Source organism: Brachybacterium horti, assembly GCF_054777615.1.
This window is the reverse complement of sequence record NZ_BAAHAM010000004.1, coordinates 343,658-359,402: the sequence shown is the minus strand read 5'-3', so window position 1 is coordinate 359,402 and position 15,745 is coordinate 343,658. Positions and strand designations below refer to the sequence as shown.

General features: G+C 75.3%; 12 protein-coding genes and 1 pseudogene. 6 read left to right on the top strand and 7 right to left on the bottom strand.

Annotated elements, in window-relative coordinates; all coding sequences use genetic code 11:
* Nucleotides 1–77 precede the first annotated feature (77 nt).
* Both ACYVAP_RS14540 and ACYVAP_RS14535 read left to right on the top strand, forming a co-directional pair.
* Nucleotides 78–434 (top strand): DUF485 domain-containing protein, encoded by a 357-nt coding sequence (locus ACYVAP_RS14540; RefSeq protein WP_462589529.1) that lies wholly within the window; start codon nt 78–80, stop codon nt 432–434.
* 1 nt (nt 435) lies between these two features.
* Nucleotides 436–2,022, top strand: coding sequence for a solute symporter family protein (locus tag ACYVAP_RS14535; protein WP_498861220.1), 1,587 nt, complete (start codon nt 436–438; stop codon nt 2,020–2,022).
* Between the two features lie 104 nt (nt 2,023–2,126).
* Here ACYVAP_RS14535 and ACYVAP_RS14530 read toward each other — a convergent pair whose 3' ends face one another.
* Nucleotides 2,127–2,591 (bottom strand): DoxX family protein, encoded by a 465-nt coding sequence (locus ACYVAP_RS14530; RefSeq protein ID WP_498861219.1) that lies wholly within the window; start codon nt 2,589–2,591, stop codon nt 2,127–2,129.
* Between the two features lie 167 nt (nt 2,592–2,758).
* On the opposite strand from ACYVAP_RS14530, the gene ACYVAP_RS14525 reads away from it, so the two are divergent.
* From ACYVAP_RS14525 to ACYVAP_RS14515, 3 genes and pseudogenes are all read left to right on the top strand, one after another.
* Nucleotides 2,759–3,985 carry an MFS transporter gene (locus tag ACYVAP_RS14525; RefSeq protein ID WP_498861218.1) on the top strand — a complete coding sequence of 409 codons (1,227 nt, stop codon included), beginning with the start codon at nt 2,759–2,761 and terminating at the stop codon, nt 3,983–3,985.
* Nucleotides 3,942–4,697 (top strand): annotated as a pseudogene (locus tag ACYVAP_RS14520) (alpha/beta hydrolase fold domain-containing protein); the annotation flags it as partial. The gene ACYVAP_RS14525 and the pseudogene ACYVAP_RS14520, both read left to right, overlap by 44 nt.
* A 196-nt stretch (nt 4,698–4,893) precedes the next feature.
* The gene (locus ACYVAP_RS14515) at nt 4,894–5,523 is read left to right on the top strand and encodes a hypothetical protein (protein WP_498861217.1); all 630 of its coding nucleotides are present in this window, start codon (nt 4,894–4,896) and stop codon (nt 5,521–5,523) included.
* A gap of 4 nt (nt 5,524–5,527) precedes the next feature.
* Here the strand turns inward: ACYVAP_RS14515 and ACYVAP_RS14510 are convergent, their stop codons facing one another.
* Together ACYVAP_RS14510 and ACYVAP_RS14505 are read right to left on the bottom strand one after the other, a co-directional pair.
* Nucleotides 5,528–6,766 carry a phosphodiesterase gene (locus ACYVAP_RS14510; RefSeq protein WP_498861216.1) on the bottom strand — a complete coding sequence of 413 codons (1,239 nt, stop codon included), beginning with the start codon at nt 6,764–6,766 and terminating at the stop codon, nt 5,528–5,530.
* Nucleotides 6,767–6,922: 156 nt separating this feature from the next.
* A complete protein-coding gene (locus ACYVAP_RS14505; RefSeq protein WP_498861215.1) occupies nt 6,923–7,183 on the bottom strand; it encodes a hypothetical protein in 261 nt (86 codons plus the stop codon).
* Between the two features lie 78 nt (nt 7,184–7,261).
* Between ACYVAP_RS14505 and ACYVAP_RS14500 the strand changes: the two genes are divergently transcribed.
* Nucleotides 7,262–8,464 (top strand): serine/threonine-protein kinase, encoded by a 1,203-nt coding sequence (locus tag ACYVAP_RS14500; RefSeq protein ID WP_498861214.1) that lies wholly within the window; start codon nt 7,262–7,264, stop codon nt 8,462–8,464.
* A 34-nt stretch (nt 8,465–8,498) separates the two neighbouring features.
* On the opposite strand, the gene ACYVAP_RS14495 is transcribed toward ACYVAP_RS14500, so the two are convergent.
* Genes ACYVAP_RS14495 through ACYVAP_RS14480 form a run of 4 tightly spaced genes read right to left on the bottom strand, consistent with a single transcriptional unit; the run spans nt 8,499 to nt 15,632 of the window.
* A complete protein-coding gene (locus tag ACYVAP_RS14495) occupies nt 8,499–10,082 on the bottom strand; it encodes a serine hydrolase domain-containing protein (protein WP_498861213.1) in 1,584 nt (527 codons plus the stop codon).
* Nucleotides 10,079–10,876, bottom strand: a complete 798-nt coding sequence (locus tag ACYVAP_RS14490) for an SWIM zinc finger family protein (protein WP_498861212.1) — start codon at nt 10,874–10,876, stop codon at nt 10,079–10,081. Before ACYVAP_RS14490 ends, ACYVAP_RS14495 begins: the two co-directional genes overlap by 4 nt.
* Entirely contained in the window at nt 10,873–13,995 is a 3,123-nt protein-coding gene (locus ACYVAP_RS14485; protein WP_498861211.1) for a DEAD/DEAH box helicase, read from the bottom strand. The genes ACYVAP_RS14490 and ACYVAP_RS14485 overlap by 4 nt, the downstream gene beginning before the upstream one ends.
* A 35-nt stretch (nt 13,996–14,030) precedes the next feature.
* Entirely contained in the window at nt 14,031–15,632 is a 1,602-nt protein-coding gene (locus ACYVAP_RS14480) for a MinD/ParA family ATP-binding protein (protein ID WP_498861210.1), read from the bottom strand.
* Nucleotides 15,633–15,745 lie beyond the last annotated feature (113 nt).

Here is a 15,745-nt window from a genome sequence, read left to right as displayed (position 1 = left end):
GTCACGCCTGCTAGGTTCGGTGCCGTCCGAGGACTCCCCACCTCGGACCCGCGCAGAACGAAGGAGTTGTGCCCGCGATGACGTCATCGACGCCCGTGCCGCCCCCCGGCCCGGCCCCCGAACCCTCCCCCGAGCGCTACCGGGAGGTGCAGGACTCCGCGGACTTCCGCGAGCTGCGCACCTCCTTCCGCAGCTTCGCCTTCCCCATGACCGCCGCCTTCCTGGTCTGGTACCTCGCCTACGTGCTGCTGTCCACGTACGCGGAGGGGCTCATGGCGATCCCCGTGATCGGCCACGTGAACCTCGGCATCCTGCTCGGCATCAGCCAGTTCGTCATGACCTTCCTCATCACCTGGCTGTACATCCGCCACGCCAACCGGAAGCTCGACCCGCTCGCGGAGCGGCTGCGCGTCGAGATCGAGGGGGAGGACTGACATGGACGTCGGCAACCCCGTCCTCAACATCGCGATCTTCCTCGCCTTCGTCGTGGTCACCCTCGCGGTCGTCATCCGGGTCTCCCGGCAGAACACGAGCGCCGCGGACTTCTACCACGGCGGCCGCAGCTTCTCCGGACGCCAGAACGGCATCGCCATCGCCGGCGACTACCTCTCCGCCGCGTCCTTCCTCGGGATCGTCGGCTCCGTCGCGCTCTACGGCTACGACGGCCTGCTCTACTCCGTCGGCTTCCTCGTCGCCTGGCTCGTCGCGCTGCTGCTCGTCGCCGAGCCGCTGCGCAACACCGGCAAGTTCACGATGGCCGACGTCCTGTCCTTCCGCATGCGCCAGCGGCCCGTGCGCACCGCCGCCGCGAGCTCGACCCTCGCCGTGACCTTCTTCTACCTGCTCGCGCAGATGGCCGGCGCGGGCGCGCTCGTCTCGCTCCTGCTCGGCATCGACGGCCGGGTGGGGCAGAGCGCCGTGATCGTCGTCGTGGGCATCGTGATGATCGCCTACGTGCTGATCGGCGGGATGAAGGGCACCACCTGGGTGCAGATCATCAAGGCCGTCCTGCTCATCTGCGCGGTGGGCGTGACGACCGTCTGGATCCTCGCGCTGAACGGCTTCAACTTCTCGACCGTGCTCGAGCGGGCCGTCGAGGCGCACCCGGACGGCACGAAGATCCTCGACCCGATGCTCCAGTACGGCGAGACCGGATCGAGCAAGCTCGGCTTCGTCTCCCTCGCGATCGCGCTCGTGTTCGGCGCCGCCGGGCTCCCGCACGTGCTCATGCGCTTCTACACGGTGCCCACCGCGAGGGAGGCGCGCCGCTCGGTGACCTGGGCGATCGCCCTCATCGGCTTCTTCTACCTGTGCACCCTCGTGCTCGGCTTCGCGGCCGCCTCGATGGTGGGCGTGGACGTCATCGGCTCGCTGCCCGGCGGCTCGAACTCGGCGGCCCCCGCCCTCGCCTACGCCCTCGGCGGCTCGGTGCTGCTCGCGATCATCTCCGCGGTCGCCTTCGCGACGATCCTCGCGGTGGTCGCGGGCCTCACGATCACCGCCTCCGCCTCCTTCGCGCACGACATCTACAACGGCGTGCTCAAGCGCGGCGAGGCGGATCCGGCGCGCGAGGTGAGGGTCGCCCGCACGGCGGCGGTCGTCATCGCGGCGATCTCGATCGTGGGCGGCGTGCTCGCCGCGGAGCAGAACGTCGCCTTCCTCGTCTCCCTCGCCTTCGCGGTCGCGGCGAGTGCGAACCTGCCCTCGATCCTGTACTCCCTGTACTGGAAGCGGTTCTCGACCCGCGGCTCGCTGTGGAGCATCTACGGCGGTCTCATCAGCGCGGTCGTGCTGATCCTCTTCTCCCCGGTGGTCTCCGGCGGCGAGAAGGCCATGTTCCCGGGCGTGGACTTCGCCTGGTTCCCGCTGACGAACCCGGCGATCGTCTCGGTCCCGCTCGGCTTCCTCCTCGGCTGGCTCGGCTCGATCACCTCCGGGCCGGGCGACGAGCTGAAGCAGGCGGAGATGGAGGTCCGCTCGCTCACCGGCGCGGGCTCCGAGAAGGCCGCCGTCGACCACTGAGCGTCCCTCCCGCCGTCCGCAGGACGACGTCGGCCCCGTCCCCGAGGAGGGGCGGGGCCGACGGTCCACTGCGGTCCGGCTGCGCGGGCCGCCGCGGTGACCGCTCAGGCCTCCGCGGTCGCGGAGGAGCGGGCCGCGGAGCGCCGGCGGCGGGAGCCGCCGCCCAGCGCGTCGAGGGCAAAGCGGCCCGGGCCGGCGGCGGCGAGGGCGAGCGCCCCGGCGCCGAGCGCGCCCACGAGCTCCCAGCCGCCCGCGTCGACGAACACGCCGTTCTGCGCATGGACGAGCACGACGGCGCCCACCATGTCGATCGCGAGCAGCACGCCGGCCACCCGCGTGAGCAGGCCCAGGATCAGCAGGGCGCCGCCCACGAGCTCGAGCACGGCGACGATGGGGCCGGTGATCCCCGGCATCGGCGCGCCCATGCCGGCGAAGGCATCGGTGACGGCGGGGAAGCCCCACTGGACCACCTTCTGGTAGCCGTGGAGCAGGAAGATGACGCCCAGCACGAGGCGGGCGATCAGGAGACCCAGGTGGGAGGTCGTGGAACGGGCGGCGTGCGAAGACATGGTCGTCCTTCCGGAGGGGGAATGCGGAGCGGCCACGATAGATGAAAAGGCAACCAATTCCGGGGGGTCGCCCGCACGGCGCGGCGTGGATCACAGCGAGGACCGGACGCACCCCCGCGAACCGGACGTCGGCGGCGCGGCGCGCCCGCGGGGTGTAGAAGGGACGGGTGACCCCCTCCTCCCGCCGTGACGTCGGCCCCCTCCTGGCCGTGATCGCCGTCGGGCTCCTCGCCCTGAACCTCCGCCCCGGGGCGACCTCCGTGGGCCCTCTCATGTCGGAGATCGTCGCGGACTACGGCCAGGGCGCCGTCGCCTCCGGCCTGCTCACCGCCCTCCCGTGCCTCACCTTCGGCATCGTCGGCTCGCTCGCCGTGCCGGTCGCGCGGGTGCTCGGCCTCACCGGCACCGTGCTCGCCTCCTTCGTGCTCGTCGCCCTCGGCCTGCTGCTGCGGCCCACCGTCGACGGCTTCGGCCTGTTCGTGCTGCTCTCCGTGGTCGCCCTGCTGGGCCCCGCCCTCGGCAACGTGCTGCTGCCCGCCTGGATCAAGCAGCACGGCGGCACCCGCGTGGTGGGCCTCATGACCCTCTACTCCGTCGTCCTCGCCGGCGGTGCCACCGCCGCCGCGATGCTCGCCGTGCCCCTCGCGGGCGGTGAGGCCGACGGCTGGCGCCACTCCCTCCCGCTGTGGGGGCTCATCGGGGTCGCGCCCGTGCTCGTCTGGGCCGTCGTGCTCACGCGCACCGGCCACGACTTCCCGCCGCCCCCGCCCGAGGGGCGGGTGCATGGCCGCATCCTGCGCTCGCCGCGCGCGGTCGCGCTCACCGTCATGTTCGGCATGCAGTCGCTCAACGCCTACTGCCAGTTCGGCATGCTCCCGCAGATCCTCACCTCGGAGGGCACCTCGGCCGCGACCGCCGGGGTCGTCGTCGGCGTGCTGAGCGCCTTCGGCATCGTCGGCGGTCTGATCGTCCCGACCCTCGTCTCCCGCTCCCGCCGCCTGCCCTGGATCTGCGCGGGCTACGGCGTGCTCACCGCCGCCGGCTACGTGGGGCTCATGCTCCTCCCGCAGGTGAGCCCCTTCGTCTGGGCGACGGTGCTCGGCATCGCCGGTCTCGCCTTCCCGACCGCGATCGCGCTCATCCCCGCCCGCACCCGCGCCGTGGCCGTCACCGCCCGGCTCTCGGGGATCGCGCAGCCTCTCGGCTACGTCCTCGCGGCCGTCGGCCCGCTGATCGCCGGCGGCCTGCTCGACGCGACCGGGTCGATCCCCGCGGTGCTCTCCTTCCTCGCGCTGACCGGCGTGGTGCTCGGCGTGGCAGGCTTCGTGGCCGCGCGTCCGGGCACCGTGGATGACGACCTCGCCCTCCGCGCGACTCCGGCCGACGGCGCCTGACGCAGGTCCCTGCCCTCCGGGAGGCTCTCGTGCGAGGATTCCTCCCATGAGCATCGGCACGCTTGGCGCCCTGAGGATCCTCGCCACCCAGTCCCCGACCACGCCCCCGCGATCGGTCGCGAGCCGCGACCGCGTGCGCCGGCGCCGCCACGGGCACGTCCCCGTGACCTGGATCGACGAGCAGAAGGCCGCGCGCGGCGTGATCGTGCACCTGCACGGCGGGAGCTACCTGCGCGGCGAGCGCACAGAGCACTGGACCTGGCTCGAGGAGGTCGCCCGGCGGGCCGACGTCGCCGCCGCGATGATCCACTACTCGCTCGCCCCGCGGCACCCCTTCCCGCGGGCGGACGAGGACGTGCTCCACGCCCTCCACGCCCTGGACCGCGCCGCGCTGCTCCCCGCCGGGCGCTGGGTGCTCTCCGGCGACGAGGCCGGCGCCGGCCTCGCCCTCGGCGTGCAGGCCCAGCTCGCCACGCTCGGCGTGACCGAGCCGTCCCTGCTGCTGCTCTCCGCCCCCTGGGCGGACCTCACCGCGGAGCACCGCCTCGACGGCGAGCACCGGCAGGCCGCGCGGATGTACGCCGACGGCGCGGACCGCGAGGACCCGCGGATCAGCCCGCTGCGCGGTGACCTCGAGGGCCTCCCGCCCGTGCACCTCGCCGTGGGCGGGGACGACCTGCTCGCCCCGGACTCCCGCGCGCTCGTCGAGCGGATCGGCGCCGCGGGCGGCGAGGCCGTGCTCCACGAGGAGCCCGGCCACGGCGCCGGCTTCCCGATCGTGCGGCCGGGCGTCGCCGCGCAGCGCGCCTGGCGGTCCCAGATCGCGGCCGTGCGCGCCGCCGTGGGTGCCCGTACCGCGACCGCGGACGCGCACTGAGAACGTCCCGACCGCTCGGTAGGATGGGGCCGTGGCCAGCACCTTCCCACCTGATCCGGATGAGATCGACGCTCCGGACGAGGCCTCCGCACCGGAGGCGACCGTCGATCCCTTCGAGATCGGCACCACCGTCCCCTGGGACGGCAGCTCCCCGGCGACGGCCGCGCTCGCCGCGCTCCTCGGGACCGTGGCGCCGCAGGGCACGCTCCGCCTCGTGATCCAGCGCCTCGCGCTGCACGAGCACGGGGAGCGCCGCGGCACCCACCACGTCGCGGACGCGATCACCGACGTCGGCGGCAACCTCGTGGTCATCCCGCTGCGCGAGCGCGTGCACGCCCAGCCCGACCTCGCCGAGCGCCTCGCCGCGGCGATGGATCGCCTGCAGGCCGACGTCGACGCGGAGCTCCACCTGCCCGGCGGCGCAGGGGCGGACTCCCTCGAGGTCGTCCTCGACGCCGACGGTGAGCGGCACGTGGCGCTGGGCCTCGGCATCGAGGTCACGCCGCAGGAGGCCGACGCCTTCCCGCCGCATCCCGCGGTGCACGACGGCGCCCACCACATCGCCTACGACGCGCCCGCCCTCGACGAGCTCCGCGACCGTCTGCGTCCCCCGGAGCCCGGCCTGCTCGCCCGCCTCTGGGCGCGGCTGCGCGAGCGCTGAGCCCTCAGGCCGGCGCGGGGGAGCGCAGCGCCCGGCCCGTGGCGGCGGGCAGCGGGAGGTCGAGCGCCGCGGCGAGGGTCGCCCCGAGATCCGCCCAGCTCCCCTCGACGGGCGAGGCGGGCAGGCCCGGCCCCACGAGCAGCGCCGTCGAGACCGCGGAGGGGTCCGTGACCGCGCGCGGCCCCGCGTAGTACGGGTCGTCCCCGTCCACGAGCGGCCGGTTCGTGGGGGACAGGCCGACGACGGTCCCCGGCGCCCCCTCGAGCACCGCGATGACGTCGGTCTGCCCCGTGGCGCCCACGCCGTCGTCGACCTCGCGCAGCGTGAGGTGATGGTGCTCGGCGAGCTCGCCGAGCACGTCGAGGGCCAGGCGGCGCACCGCCTCCCCCTCCTCGCGCCGCACGTGCAGCGCCCCGCGCGGGCCGTCGGGCCAGACGAGGGCGCGGAAGGACGCGAGCCGCGGCCCGTCGGTGCGGATCAGGCCGCGCGCGGCGAGCGCCGTGTTCGGGTGCACGAGCAGCACCGTCGGCACGAGCGGGCGCCCCGGGACCAGGACGGTGCGATCGTCGGGCCCCGCCCCGAAGGCCGCGGCGATCTGGGCGACCGCGTCGAGCAGGTCCGCGAGGGCGCGGCGCACGGCGGGGGAGCCGACCCCGTCCTCCCGGCGCGCGCGGGCGAGTCCCGTGAGCCGCACGGCCGCGAGGCCGACGGGGGAGCGGGTGAGCACCTCCGCCGCGATCTCGGCGACGAGGGCGTCCGGCGGGACCTGCGAGAGCTGCACCCCGGCCTCGCGGCGCGGGGCGAGGTGCTCGGCGACCATGCGCGGCGAGCTCGTGGACTCCGCCATCTCCCAGCGGTTGCGGTAATGGCGCACGTCCTCCACGAGCGGGAGGCAGAGGGACACGCCGGCGCCGGCCGTCGCGGGCCACTGCAGGGCGGCGGTCACGGCGCCCTCGCCCTCGGCGGCGTCGAGCAGGGTGGGGGCCGTGAGCGCGGAGGCGTACCAGGCGGAGACGACTCCCGGGGCGCCCGGGAGGAAGGGCATCTCCGAGGCGACGTGGGTGCGGGCGACCGTCGTCCCCGTGAGCACGGAGGCGAGCGCGGGGGCCGGCTCGGAGGGTCCGCCGGGGCGGACGGTCAGCTCCCCGGCCGTGGCCGGCACGCGGGCGGCCTCGCGCAGCGGCGCGGCGTCCTCCGGGGCGAGACCGTCCACCGCGAGGAGGAGGGTGCGTCCTGACCTCATCGCCATCCCTCCCCCGTCCGCCGGCGCCTGTGCGGAGCACGCTAGGGAGCGGGGATTTCCGCGGTGCGAGGACCGGATGAGCAGGGAGGGGCGCGGGGGTGAACACGAGGTGCGGAGCGGGCGGATGCCCTCACCCCGGGCGTCGGGCGACGGGCCTCAGCGCAGCTCGGGCGCCGTGGTGTCGGTGCGGCCGGCGTCCGCGTCGAGGCGGCGGCGCAGCAGCGCGGCGGCCTCCCGGTCCCGGCGCACGGCGTCGTCCACGAGCGGGGTCGTGTCGAGCTCGGGCTCGTCGGGCTGCAGCAGCATCCAGACCGCGGAGCCGATCGTGAGCAGGAGGGTCCCCAGCAGCAGGAGCAGCAGGATCATCCAGGAGAAGGCCACGGGGTCCAGGAAGCCTGCGAGGCCGTCGCCGCCCATCGGATCCCCTCCTCCTGCGTCCACACCGGAGCGGCCAGGATAACGCCGGGGCGACGCCGCCGATATGCTGGCCCCCTTATGGCAGACGTGATCGTGGGGCGGTTCGCGCTCATCGACCTGATCGCCACCGGCGGTTCCGGGTCGGTCTGGCGCGCCTGGGACGCCAAGGCGCAGGCGGTGTGCGCGGCGAAGGTGCTGCGCCAGCGCGACTCGGCGGACCTCATGCGCTTCGTGCGCGAGAAGGGCGTCAGCTTCGACCACCCGCACCTGCTCACCCCCTACGGCTGGGGCGCGGAGGACGAGCACGTCGTCATCGCCATGCCGCTCGTGAGCGGCGGGACCCTCGAATCGGTCGTCAAGCGCCGCGGGAAGCTCTCCGAGCCCGCCGTCGTCGTCATCCTCGACCAGCTCCTCGACGGCCTCGCGCACGTGCACCGCGAGGGCTGGATCCACCGCGACGTGAAGCCTGCGAACATCATGTTCGAGGCCCGCGGCGCCGCGAGGCCCCATGCCCGGCTCGCGGACTTCGGCATCGCCGTGCACGAGTCCGACGTCCGCTTCACGCACGTCGGCATGGTCAACGGCACCCCCGGCTACATGGCGCCCGAGCTGTTCTCGATGGCCGAGCCCACCCCCTCCCACGACCTCTACGCGGCGGGGGTGGTCGCTCTCGTCGCGCTCAACGGGCCGCTCAAGCTGCACGACGGCGCCTTCCGCCCGGAGGAGCTCGACCAGCACCTGCGCGGTGTGACCCCCAAGCTCTCCGCCGTGATCCGCGGTCTGCTCGCCGCGCAGCCGGACCAGCGCTACCAGGACGCCGAGGCCGTGCGCCGCGACCTGCCGCGCGTGCCCTCGGGCTACCCGCTCACCCTGGCCGACGGCACCCCGCTGCGCTTCGACGACACCCTCGCGCCGATGCCGGAGAACGCCCCCGGCGTCGCTCGCCCCGAGCGGCCCGCGCAGTCCGCCGCCGCGCCGTCCCTCGAGGCGATCCGCGCGGGCCGGGTGCAGCAGGGGTACGTGCCGACGACGGCCTCCGCCGCTCCCGCTCCGCAGGGCCGGGCCCAGCACTCCCCTGGGGTGCCGTCGCCGGGGGTCGGCTCCCCGCAGACCGGCCAGCAGTGGGCCGGCACCGGCTACACGGGGACGGGCGCCACCGGCACGGGGACCGGCCAGCAGCCCGTGGACCGCACCGGCACCTACATGGCGATCGGGATCGGCGGCGGCTCCGCCCTCGTGCTCGGCGCGATCGTCGCCGCGGTGCTGCTGTCGGTGTTCTGAACCCTGTCTTCTGAACCCTGCCGTCCGACGCCCCTCAGCGGGCGACGGCGGTGACGTCGAGCGCCTGCAGCAGCGCCTCCCGCCGCGGGTCCAGCAGCAGGTCCACCTGCACGTCCACGGGGGCCGTCCCCGAGGCGCCCTCCCCGCGGCCCGCGAGGCGCCAGCGCAGGTGGGCGCGGCTCAGAGCCCGCGCCGAACCCGGGGTCAGCGTCTCGAGGTCCGCGGCTGTGAGCCCGGCCGCGGCGAGGGCGGCGTCGAGGCGACGACGGCGCTCGACGAGCGGCACGTCCAGCAGCATCGAGTCCGCGAACCACGCCTCCACGAGGGCCGGGTCGTCGGTGCGCAGCCACGCCAGGGCGCCGGCCGCCGCCTCGAGGGCGCGCGGGGAGGCCTGCGGGGCGCGGCGTGCGAGCAGGGCGGGGCGGTGGCGGCGCAGGATCCGCAGCGCCTCCATCGACAGCGGGGTCGCGGGGGCGTACTTGCTGTTCGCGAGGGCCACCATGCCGACGCCGCTGTCGCGGTGCCACACCATGAACGAGCCGTAGCCGGGGTAGCCGCCCGAATGGGAGACGACGTCGCCGAGGTCCGGGAAGGTCTCGACGACGAGGCCCATGCCGTAGGCGCGCACCCGGTCGAAGCCGGGGGAGCGGCCGTCCTCCCCGGCGGGCAGGGCGGCCCACGGCTGGAGCCGGTGGCCCTGCTGCATCTCCCGGCGGGAGGCGATCGAGAGCAGTCCCGCGTGCTCGCCCGCCGCGGGGGCCGCGGCGGGGGCGTCGGCCGCGGCGAGGAAGCGTGCCCAGGCGGCGACGTCGTCCACCGTGGAGAACAGGCCGGCCATCGCGCCGTACACGCCGGGGGAGTCGAGCGGCACCTGCTCGAAGCGGGTGGCGTCGGTGCGATCGGCGAGACGGTGCCCGGTGGCGAGGCGGTCGGCGTCGACCTCCGCGGCGGACCACCCCGTCGCGTCGAGGCCGAGCGGCCCGAGGAAGCGGCGCCGGATCTCCTCGGCGTAGGGGGTCCCGGTGACCTCGTCGATCACGCGGCCCAGCAGGGCGTACCCGGTGTTGGAGTACTCGAAGCCGGTGCCCGCCGCGTGCACGTGGCCGAGGCCCCCGCCCAGCACCTCCGCGAAGCGCTCCCGGGTCATCGCCTCCTGCCGGTCGCCCCAGGGGTTGTCCGTGACCAGGCCCGCGCTCATCGTGAGCAGGTGGCGCAGGGTGACCTCCGGGTCGCCCGGCTCCTGCTCGAAGGCGCCCGCCGCCTCGGGGACGTGCACAGAGACCGGGTCGTCCAGGCGCAGGCGGCCCTCGTCGCGCAGGGCGAGCACCGTCGCCGCGGTGAAGGACTTCGTCATCGAGGCGATGCGGGAGACCGTCGACCGGTCCATCGGGGAGGAGCCCGCGGCGGGGAGGCCTCCCTCGAGCGCCCGGTGCCCTGCGGCCCCGTGGGCGAGGACGGGCTCAGCGTGCGCGTGGCCGCCGATCACGGCCCACGTGATCCCCGCCGTGCGGTGCGTCGCGACGGCCTCCTCGAAGAGCGCGGTGATCTCGCGGAGCGCCTCCTCGGGGACGGTGCTTCCTGCGGCGGAGGGGTCGGGGGCGACGTTCGGGGAGGTCATGGCTCCACTGTAGGGGGAACCGGAGGGGTGCCCTCGGGGTCGTCGTCCTCGAGCTCGGCGGCCGCGAAGAAGCTCGCGAGCAGCGCCGCCGGGCGCTCGCCGATCACGGCGGCGAGCGGCGCCGGGTCCAGGCGCCGCGGATCCACGGCGCCCTGCCCCGGAGTGCCCTCGCCCCCGGCACCCGGGGCGCCCGGCTCCGCCTCCGACGCATCCTCCGGGTCGTCGGCCCCCGCGCCGGAGGGGACGCCGCCCGCCGGAGCCTCGTCCCGCGGCGCGATCAGGTCGCCGAGGGACAGGCCGCGCAGGGTCAGCAGGCCCGTCGGATCCTCGTCCACGGACTCGACCAGCACGTAGACGAGCGCCGCGACGTGCCGGCACGGGCCCGGCCAGTCGAGGCACGAGCAGTCGTGGGAGAGCTCGGAGGCGCCGCGCGGCAGCAGCGAGACCTCCTCGCGCGCGAGCTCCCGCTCGATCTCCTCGGGGTACGTGCCGCTCGCGAGCCGCGCCGGCAGCTCCGGGTGCGCGCGGGCGAGGCGCAGCACCACCGCGCGGTCCGCCCCGACCAGCGGCGCGAGGTCGAGCTGCGCCTCGTGGACCTCGCCGTCGGCGCCGAGCACCGCGCCGCGGGCCCGGCCGGGGGACAGGTCCAGCCACTGCACGCGGCCCGCGCGGGCGTCGGCCCGGCCGCCGCTCGCCCGGCCCGGGCCCAGCAGCAGCTCCGCGGCGGTGCGGAGGGCGACGGCGTGCCAGCCCTTCCCGATCGCGCCGCGCCGTGATCGCAGCGGGATGCTCATCCGTCGCCCTCCCAGGAGTCGGCCGCGTCGAGGCTCAGCAGGTCGCGCAGGGCCGCGTCGTCGAGGGAGGCGATCCAGTCCTCCCCGGGGGCGATCGTGAGATCCGCGAGCTGCTGCTTGTCCGCGAGGACCCCGTCGATCCGCTCCTCGACGGTCCCCGCGGAGACGAGCTTGTGCACCGTGACGTCGCGGCGCTGCCCGATCCGGAAGGCGCGGTCCGTCGCCTGGTTCTCGACCGCCGGGTTCCACCAGCGGTCCAGGTGCACGACGTGGTTCGCGGCCGTGAGGGTGAGCCCCGTGCCGCCCGCGCGCAGGCTCAGCAGCATGAGCCCCGGCTCGTCCGTGCGCTCCTGGAACCGCGCCACCATCGCGTCCCGGTCCGGTTTGGCGACGCCGCCGTGGAGGAAGGGCACGTCGATCCCGTAGCCCGCGAAGCGCTCCTCCCAGTACGGGGCGAGCAGGTGCCCGAACTGCGTGAACTGCGTGAACAGCAGGACCTTCTCCCCGTCCGCGAAGGCGTTCTCGAGCAGGTCGTCGACGAGCTCGAGCTTCCCCGAGCGGTGCGCACCGCCCCGCACGAGCGCGGAGCCGTCGCCGAGGTAGTGCGCAGGATGGTTGCAGACCTGCTTGAGGCGGGTGAGCGTCGAGACCACGAGCGCGCGGCGCTGGTTCTCGGCGGCGCCGTCGACCGAGGCCATGAGCTCTTCGACGATCGCCTCGTAGAGCCCGGCCTGCTCGGGGGTCAGGTTCACGACCCGGGTGAGCTCGGTCTTCTCCGGGAGGTCCTTGATGATCGAGCGGTCCGTCTTGACCCGTCGCAGCACGAAGGGCGAGGTGACGAACTTCAGCCGCGCGAGCGCCCCCTCGTCCCCCTCCTCCTCGATCGGGTCGGCGATGCGCTCGGCGAACTGCGCGGCGCTGCCCAGCAGGCGCGGGTTCACGACCTCCATGAGCGAGTGCAGGTCCCCGAGGCGGTTCTCGACCGGGGTGCCCGTCATCGCGAGCCGGTGCGGGGCCTGCAGGCTGCGGGCGGCGCGCGTGACCTGCGTGCCCGGGTTCTTCACGTGCTGCGCCTCGTCGAGCACGATCCGGTGCCAGGGCACGGAGCGCAGCAGCTCGAGGTCCCGGGCGAGCAGCGAGTAGGTCGTGAGGACCACGTCGTGCCGCCTCGCGAGCTGCGCGAAGCCGGCGTCGCGCAGCCGCGCGCCCCCGTGGTGGACGTGCACCCGCAGCTGCGGGGCGAAGCGCGCGGCCTCCCGCTGCCAGGCGCCGACGACGGACATGGGGCACACGAGCAGCGTCGGGCCGGGTGCCGGTGAGTCATCACCCTGCTCGCGCTCGCGGCACAGCAGGGAGAGCACCTGCATCGTCTTGCCGAGGCCCATGTCGTCGGCGAGGATCCCGCCGAGGCCCAGGCGGTCCAGCGCCCACATCCAGTCCAGGCCGTCCTGCTGGTACGGCCGCAGCGTCGCCTGCAGGGTCGCGGGGGAGGGCAGCGTCTCGGGCCCGCGGCCGCCGGGGAGGAGCCGCGCGAGGCCCTCGCCGCCCGTCGACGTCATCGCGTCGTAGCCGAAGCCCATGTCCGCGGCGTCGGGGGAGAGCAGCAGGGAGAAGATCTCCGCCCAGGTCGTGTCGCCCGTGAACTCCGCCGGGGTGAGCCGCGGCTCCGGCTCCGGCTCGGGGGCCCCGGGTCCTCCGGCCTCGCCCTGCCGTCGGGCATCCTGCGCGCGCCGCCATTGCTCACGGCGACGCTCCGCGGCGGCCTGCTCCTCGGGTGTGCGCGGCCGGCGCGGCTGTCCCGTGCGGGCGGCGAAGGCGTCGAGGAAGCGCTCCGCGGCGCGCAGGGTCGTCGTGTCCAGCCGCACCCACTGCCCGCGCAGGTGGACGATCTCCGACTGCGCCTCGCGGATCTCCTCCATCTCTTCCTCGGTGAGCTCCGTGTCCCCGACGGCGACCCGCCAGCGGAAGCTCGCCATCGCCCCGATCCCCACGCCGGAGCCCTTCTTCCGGGCGTCCTCGGGCTCGTCCGCCTGCTCGGCGCGCACGGTCGTGCGCTGGGCGGTCCAGCCGCGGGGGAGGAGCACGGTCACGGCGGCCCGCTCGAGGGCGGCGGCGTCCTCCGCGAGCAGGGTGGAGACCTCGGGGGTCGTGAGGACCCAGTCCAGCCCCGTCGTGTCCACGCGGGCGCCCCGCACCACGGGGGAGCGCTGCATGATCGCGGCGGCCGCCTCCGCGGCGCCCGCGGCGGTGAGGTCGCCGACGGCGCGCAGGGCATCCACCGGGTGCACGGTGCCGTCCTCCTGGCGCAGGCAGGTCTGCAGCAGCCAGTCGGTGCTGCCGGGCTCCGGCTCGAACAGGCGCACCACGAGCTCGTCGTCCGTCGAGGCGAGCACGACGGCGCGGCCCGAGTCGCGGAACGCCTCGAGCGCGGCCGCGACGGCCCGCTGCGCCGGCAGGTCCCCGCCGAGCTCGCCGTCGGCCGTGAGCGCGGGCAGCACGCCGAGCGGGTCCTTCTCGTCCCCGTCCCTGTCCTCGGCGCCTACGCTCCCGACATGCGCGGCGAAGGCGGCGCGGGCGCGGGCGTCGACGAGCGCGTCGAGCAGCGGGGGCCGGTCCGGGGCCGGTCCCCGCCAGACGAGCCCCGCCAGGCCGTGCCGCTCCGTGCCGAGGATCCGCAGGTCGCGGCGGGCCACGAGACGGGCGGCCTCGACGTCGAGCACGGTCGCCGCCTGGAGATCGGGCATGGCGGCGACGTCCTCGCCGAGCAGCACCGGTGTGCCCTGCGCGATGAGGGCGCTCACCCTCTCGAGGGCTTCCTCGCCGAACCGCGCCTCGAGCAGGGCGCGCACCGCCTCCACGAGCCCCATGAGCTCGGGGCCGGTGAGCGCGGCGGCCGGCACACGGCGGTCCGGTGCCCCTGCACGGCCGTGCAGCCGCACCCGGTGGCGCAGACGATCGGGCAGCACCGCGAGCGCCGAGGCGAGCGGCTCCGGGGCCGTCTCCTGCAGCGCGGTGAGGTCCTCGGCGGCGCGGGCGCGGCCCGGCGCCGTCTGCTCCCGCACCCACAGGGCGGGGCCCAGGTCGTCGTCGACGACGAGGTGCAGGTGACGGGAGGGCATCTCGGCAGTGTGGCCGTCGGGTCCGACGGACGGGCTCAGAGACCGTCGATGATGAGGGCGGTCGCGTCGAGCCAGGCGTCCTTGGTGCGCGGGTGGATCCGCGACCAGTCCAGGTGCGAGCCGTCCACGAACTGCTTCTCGAAGGGCACCTCGACGACCGCGCGGGTGTGCGCGCCGAAGTGCGCGAGCAGGCGCTTGCGCAGGGTCGGGTCGAACTTCCCGGCGGAGCCGTGGGACAGGATCGTCACGGCGTGGTCGACCTGGCCGGCGAGCCCCGTGGCGCGCAGCTCGTCGATCATCCAGGCGGCCGCGTTGAAGGTGTCCTCGCGGACGGTCGAGACGATGACCAGCTGGTCCGCGTTCTCGACGGCGGCGAGCCAGTTCGAGGCGCGCACATTGTTGCCGGTGTCGATGACCTTGATCCGGTAGAAGCGGGAGAGCGAGTCGTTGAGCTCGCTGAACGCCTCCGCGTCGATCGAGGCCATCGACCCCGGGTCCTCGTCCGAGGCGAGGATGTCGAAGCGCATGCCGCCCTGGGGGCGCACGTAGGGGTCGAGATCCGCCGCGCTCGCGTGGGGGCCCTGCATCCTCTCGATGTCGTGGAGCAGGTCGACGACCGTGCGGTGGTGGTCCGTGGGCACGCCGCGCCAGCCGAGCGTCCCGCGGGTCTCGTTGTTGTCCCAGGCCAGCACATTGCCGCCGCGCGTCACGCCGAGCGTCGCCGCGATCATGAGCGAGGAGGTGGTCTTGTGGGCGCCGCCCTTGAGGTTCACCACGGCGATGTTGCGGGGGCCCTCGAGGGGGCGGCGGATGCGCTCGAGGCGCTCGTGCTCGAGGCGCTCCTTGCGACCCGGGCGCGGGGAGATCCGGCCGCCCGTGAGCTTGGTGAGCGTGCCCTGCCATCCCTGCGCGGCCTTGACGTGCACGCCCTTCGCGGTCGAGGACTGGAGGTCCTGCAGCGTGGGTCGCGAGGCGGCGGCCGTCACGGAGGGGAGCGGGCGCGCGGCGGGAGCAGGGGCGCCGGCCGGTGCGGCCGGGTGCGCCGAGGCGGCCGACGGCGCGGGTGCCGCGGAGCTCGCCGACGCAGCCGAACGGGCCGACGCCGCGGATCCCGCTGTCCCTGCCGACCCTGCCGACCCTGCCGAGCGCGCCGCGGCGGGCGCCCACGGCGAGGGGGCGTCGGCCGCGGAGGCGGTGGTGTGCTCGCCGTGCTGGTCCCCCGCGGGCGGCAGCGCGGCGGCGCGGCGACGGTGGGCGCGGCTGGGGCGCACGCTCCCGTCCTCGTCCAGGGCGGGGTGCTCGTCGGTCGCGGGGGAGCCGATCGCGGCGTGCTGGCCCGTGGTCTCCGCGGCGGAGGGGGCCTCGAGCGGGGTGTCCGCGGAGGGGCCGTAGAAGGGGCGGTCGTCCGCCTCGCGGCCGGTGATCCGGCCCGAGGGCTCGACCCGCAGGTGGTGGTGCACGTCCGGCTCGACGATGACGACGTCGACGGGGGCGTCGGCCTCCTGGGCGGCGGTGATGAAGACCTGCTTGACCCGTGACCGGATCTCCACCAGGTCCTCGCCCTCGAGCTCGACCGTCCCCGTGGGGAGATGCACGGTGGCAGAGGTGTCGGAGGTGATCCGCGCCTGCGCGATCATCGATGGTCCCTTCCCAGGTCCGGACGGCCGGCGCCCGGACGGCGCGACACGCGTACCGCACCACTGTACGGGCGCTCGGCCCCCGCGCGCCCGCCCGGGGCGCCGATGGTGGA

Coding starts and splice junctions, on each gene's coding strand:
- ACYVAP_RS14540 (WP_462589529.1), top strand. CDS start 78: ATGACGTCATCGACGCCCGTGCCGCCCCCCGGCCCGGCCCCCGAACCC.
- ACYVAP_RS14535 (WP_498861220.1), top strand. CDS start 436: ATGGACGTCGGCAACCCCGTCCTCAACATCGCGATCTTCCTCGCCTTC.
- ACYVAP_RS14530 (WP_498861219.1), bottom strand. CDS start 2,591: ATGTCTTCGCACGCCGCCCGTTCCACGACCTCCCACCTGGGTCTCCTG.
- ACYVAP_RS14510 (WP_498861216.1), bottom strand. CDS start 6,766: ATGAGGTCAGGACGCACCCTCCTCCTCGCGGTGGACGGTCTCGCCCCG.
- ACYVAP_RS14505 (WP_498861215.1), bottom strand. CDS start 7,183: ATGGGCGGCGACGGCCTCGCAGGCTTCCTGGACCCCGTGGCCTTCTCC.
- ACYVAP_RS14500 (WP_498861214.1), top strand. CDS start 7,262: ATGGCAGACGTGATCGTGGGGCGGTTCGCGCTCATCGACCTGATCGCC.
- ACYVAP_RS14495 (WP_498861213.1), bottom strand. CDS start 10,082: ATGACCTCCCCGAACGTCGCCCCCGACCCCTCCGCCGCAGGAAGCACC.
- ACYVAP_RS14490 (WP_498861212.1), bottom strand. CDS start 10,876: ATGAGCATCCCGCTGCGATCACGGCGCGGCGCGATCGGGAAGGGCTGG.
- ACYVAP_RS14485 (WP_498861211.1), bottom strand. CDS start 13,995: ATGCCCTCCCGTCACCTGCACCTCGTCGTCGACGACGACCTGGGCCCC.
- ACYVAP_RS14480 (WP_498861210.1), bottom strand. CDS start 15,632: ATGATCGCGCAGGCGCGGATCACCTCCGACACCTCTGCCACCGTGCAT.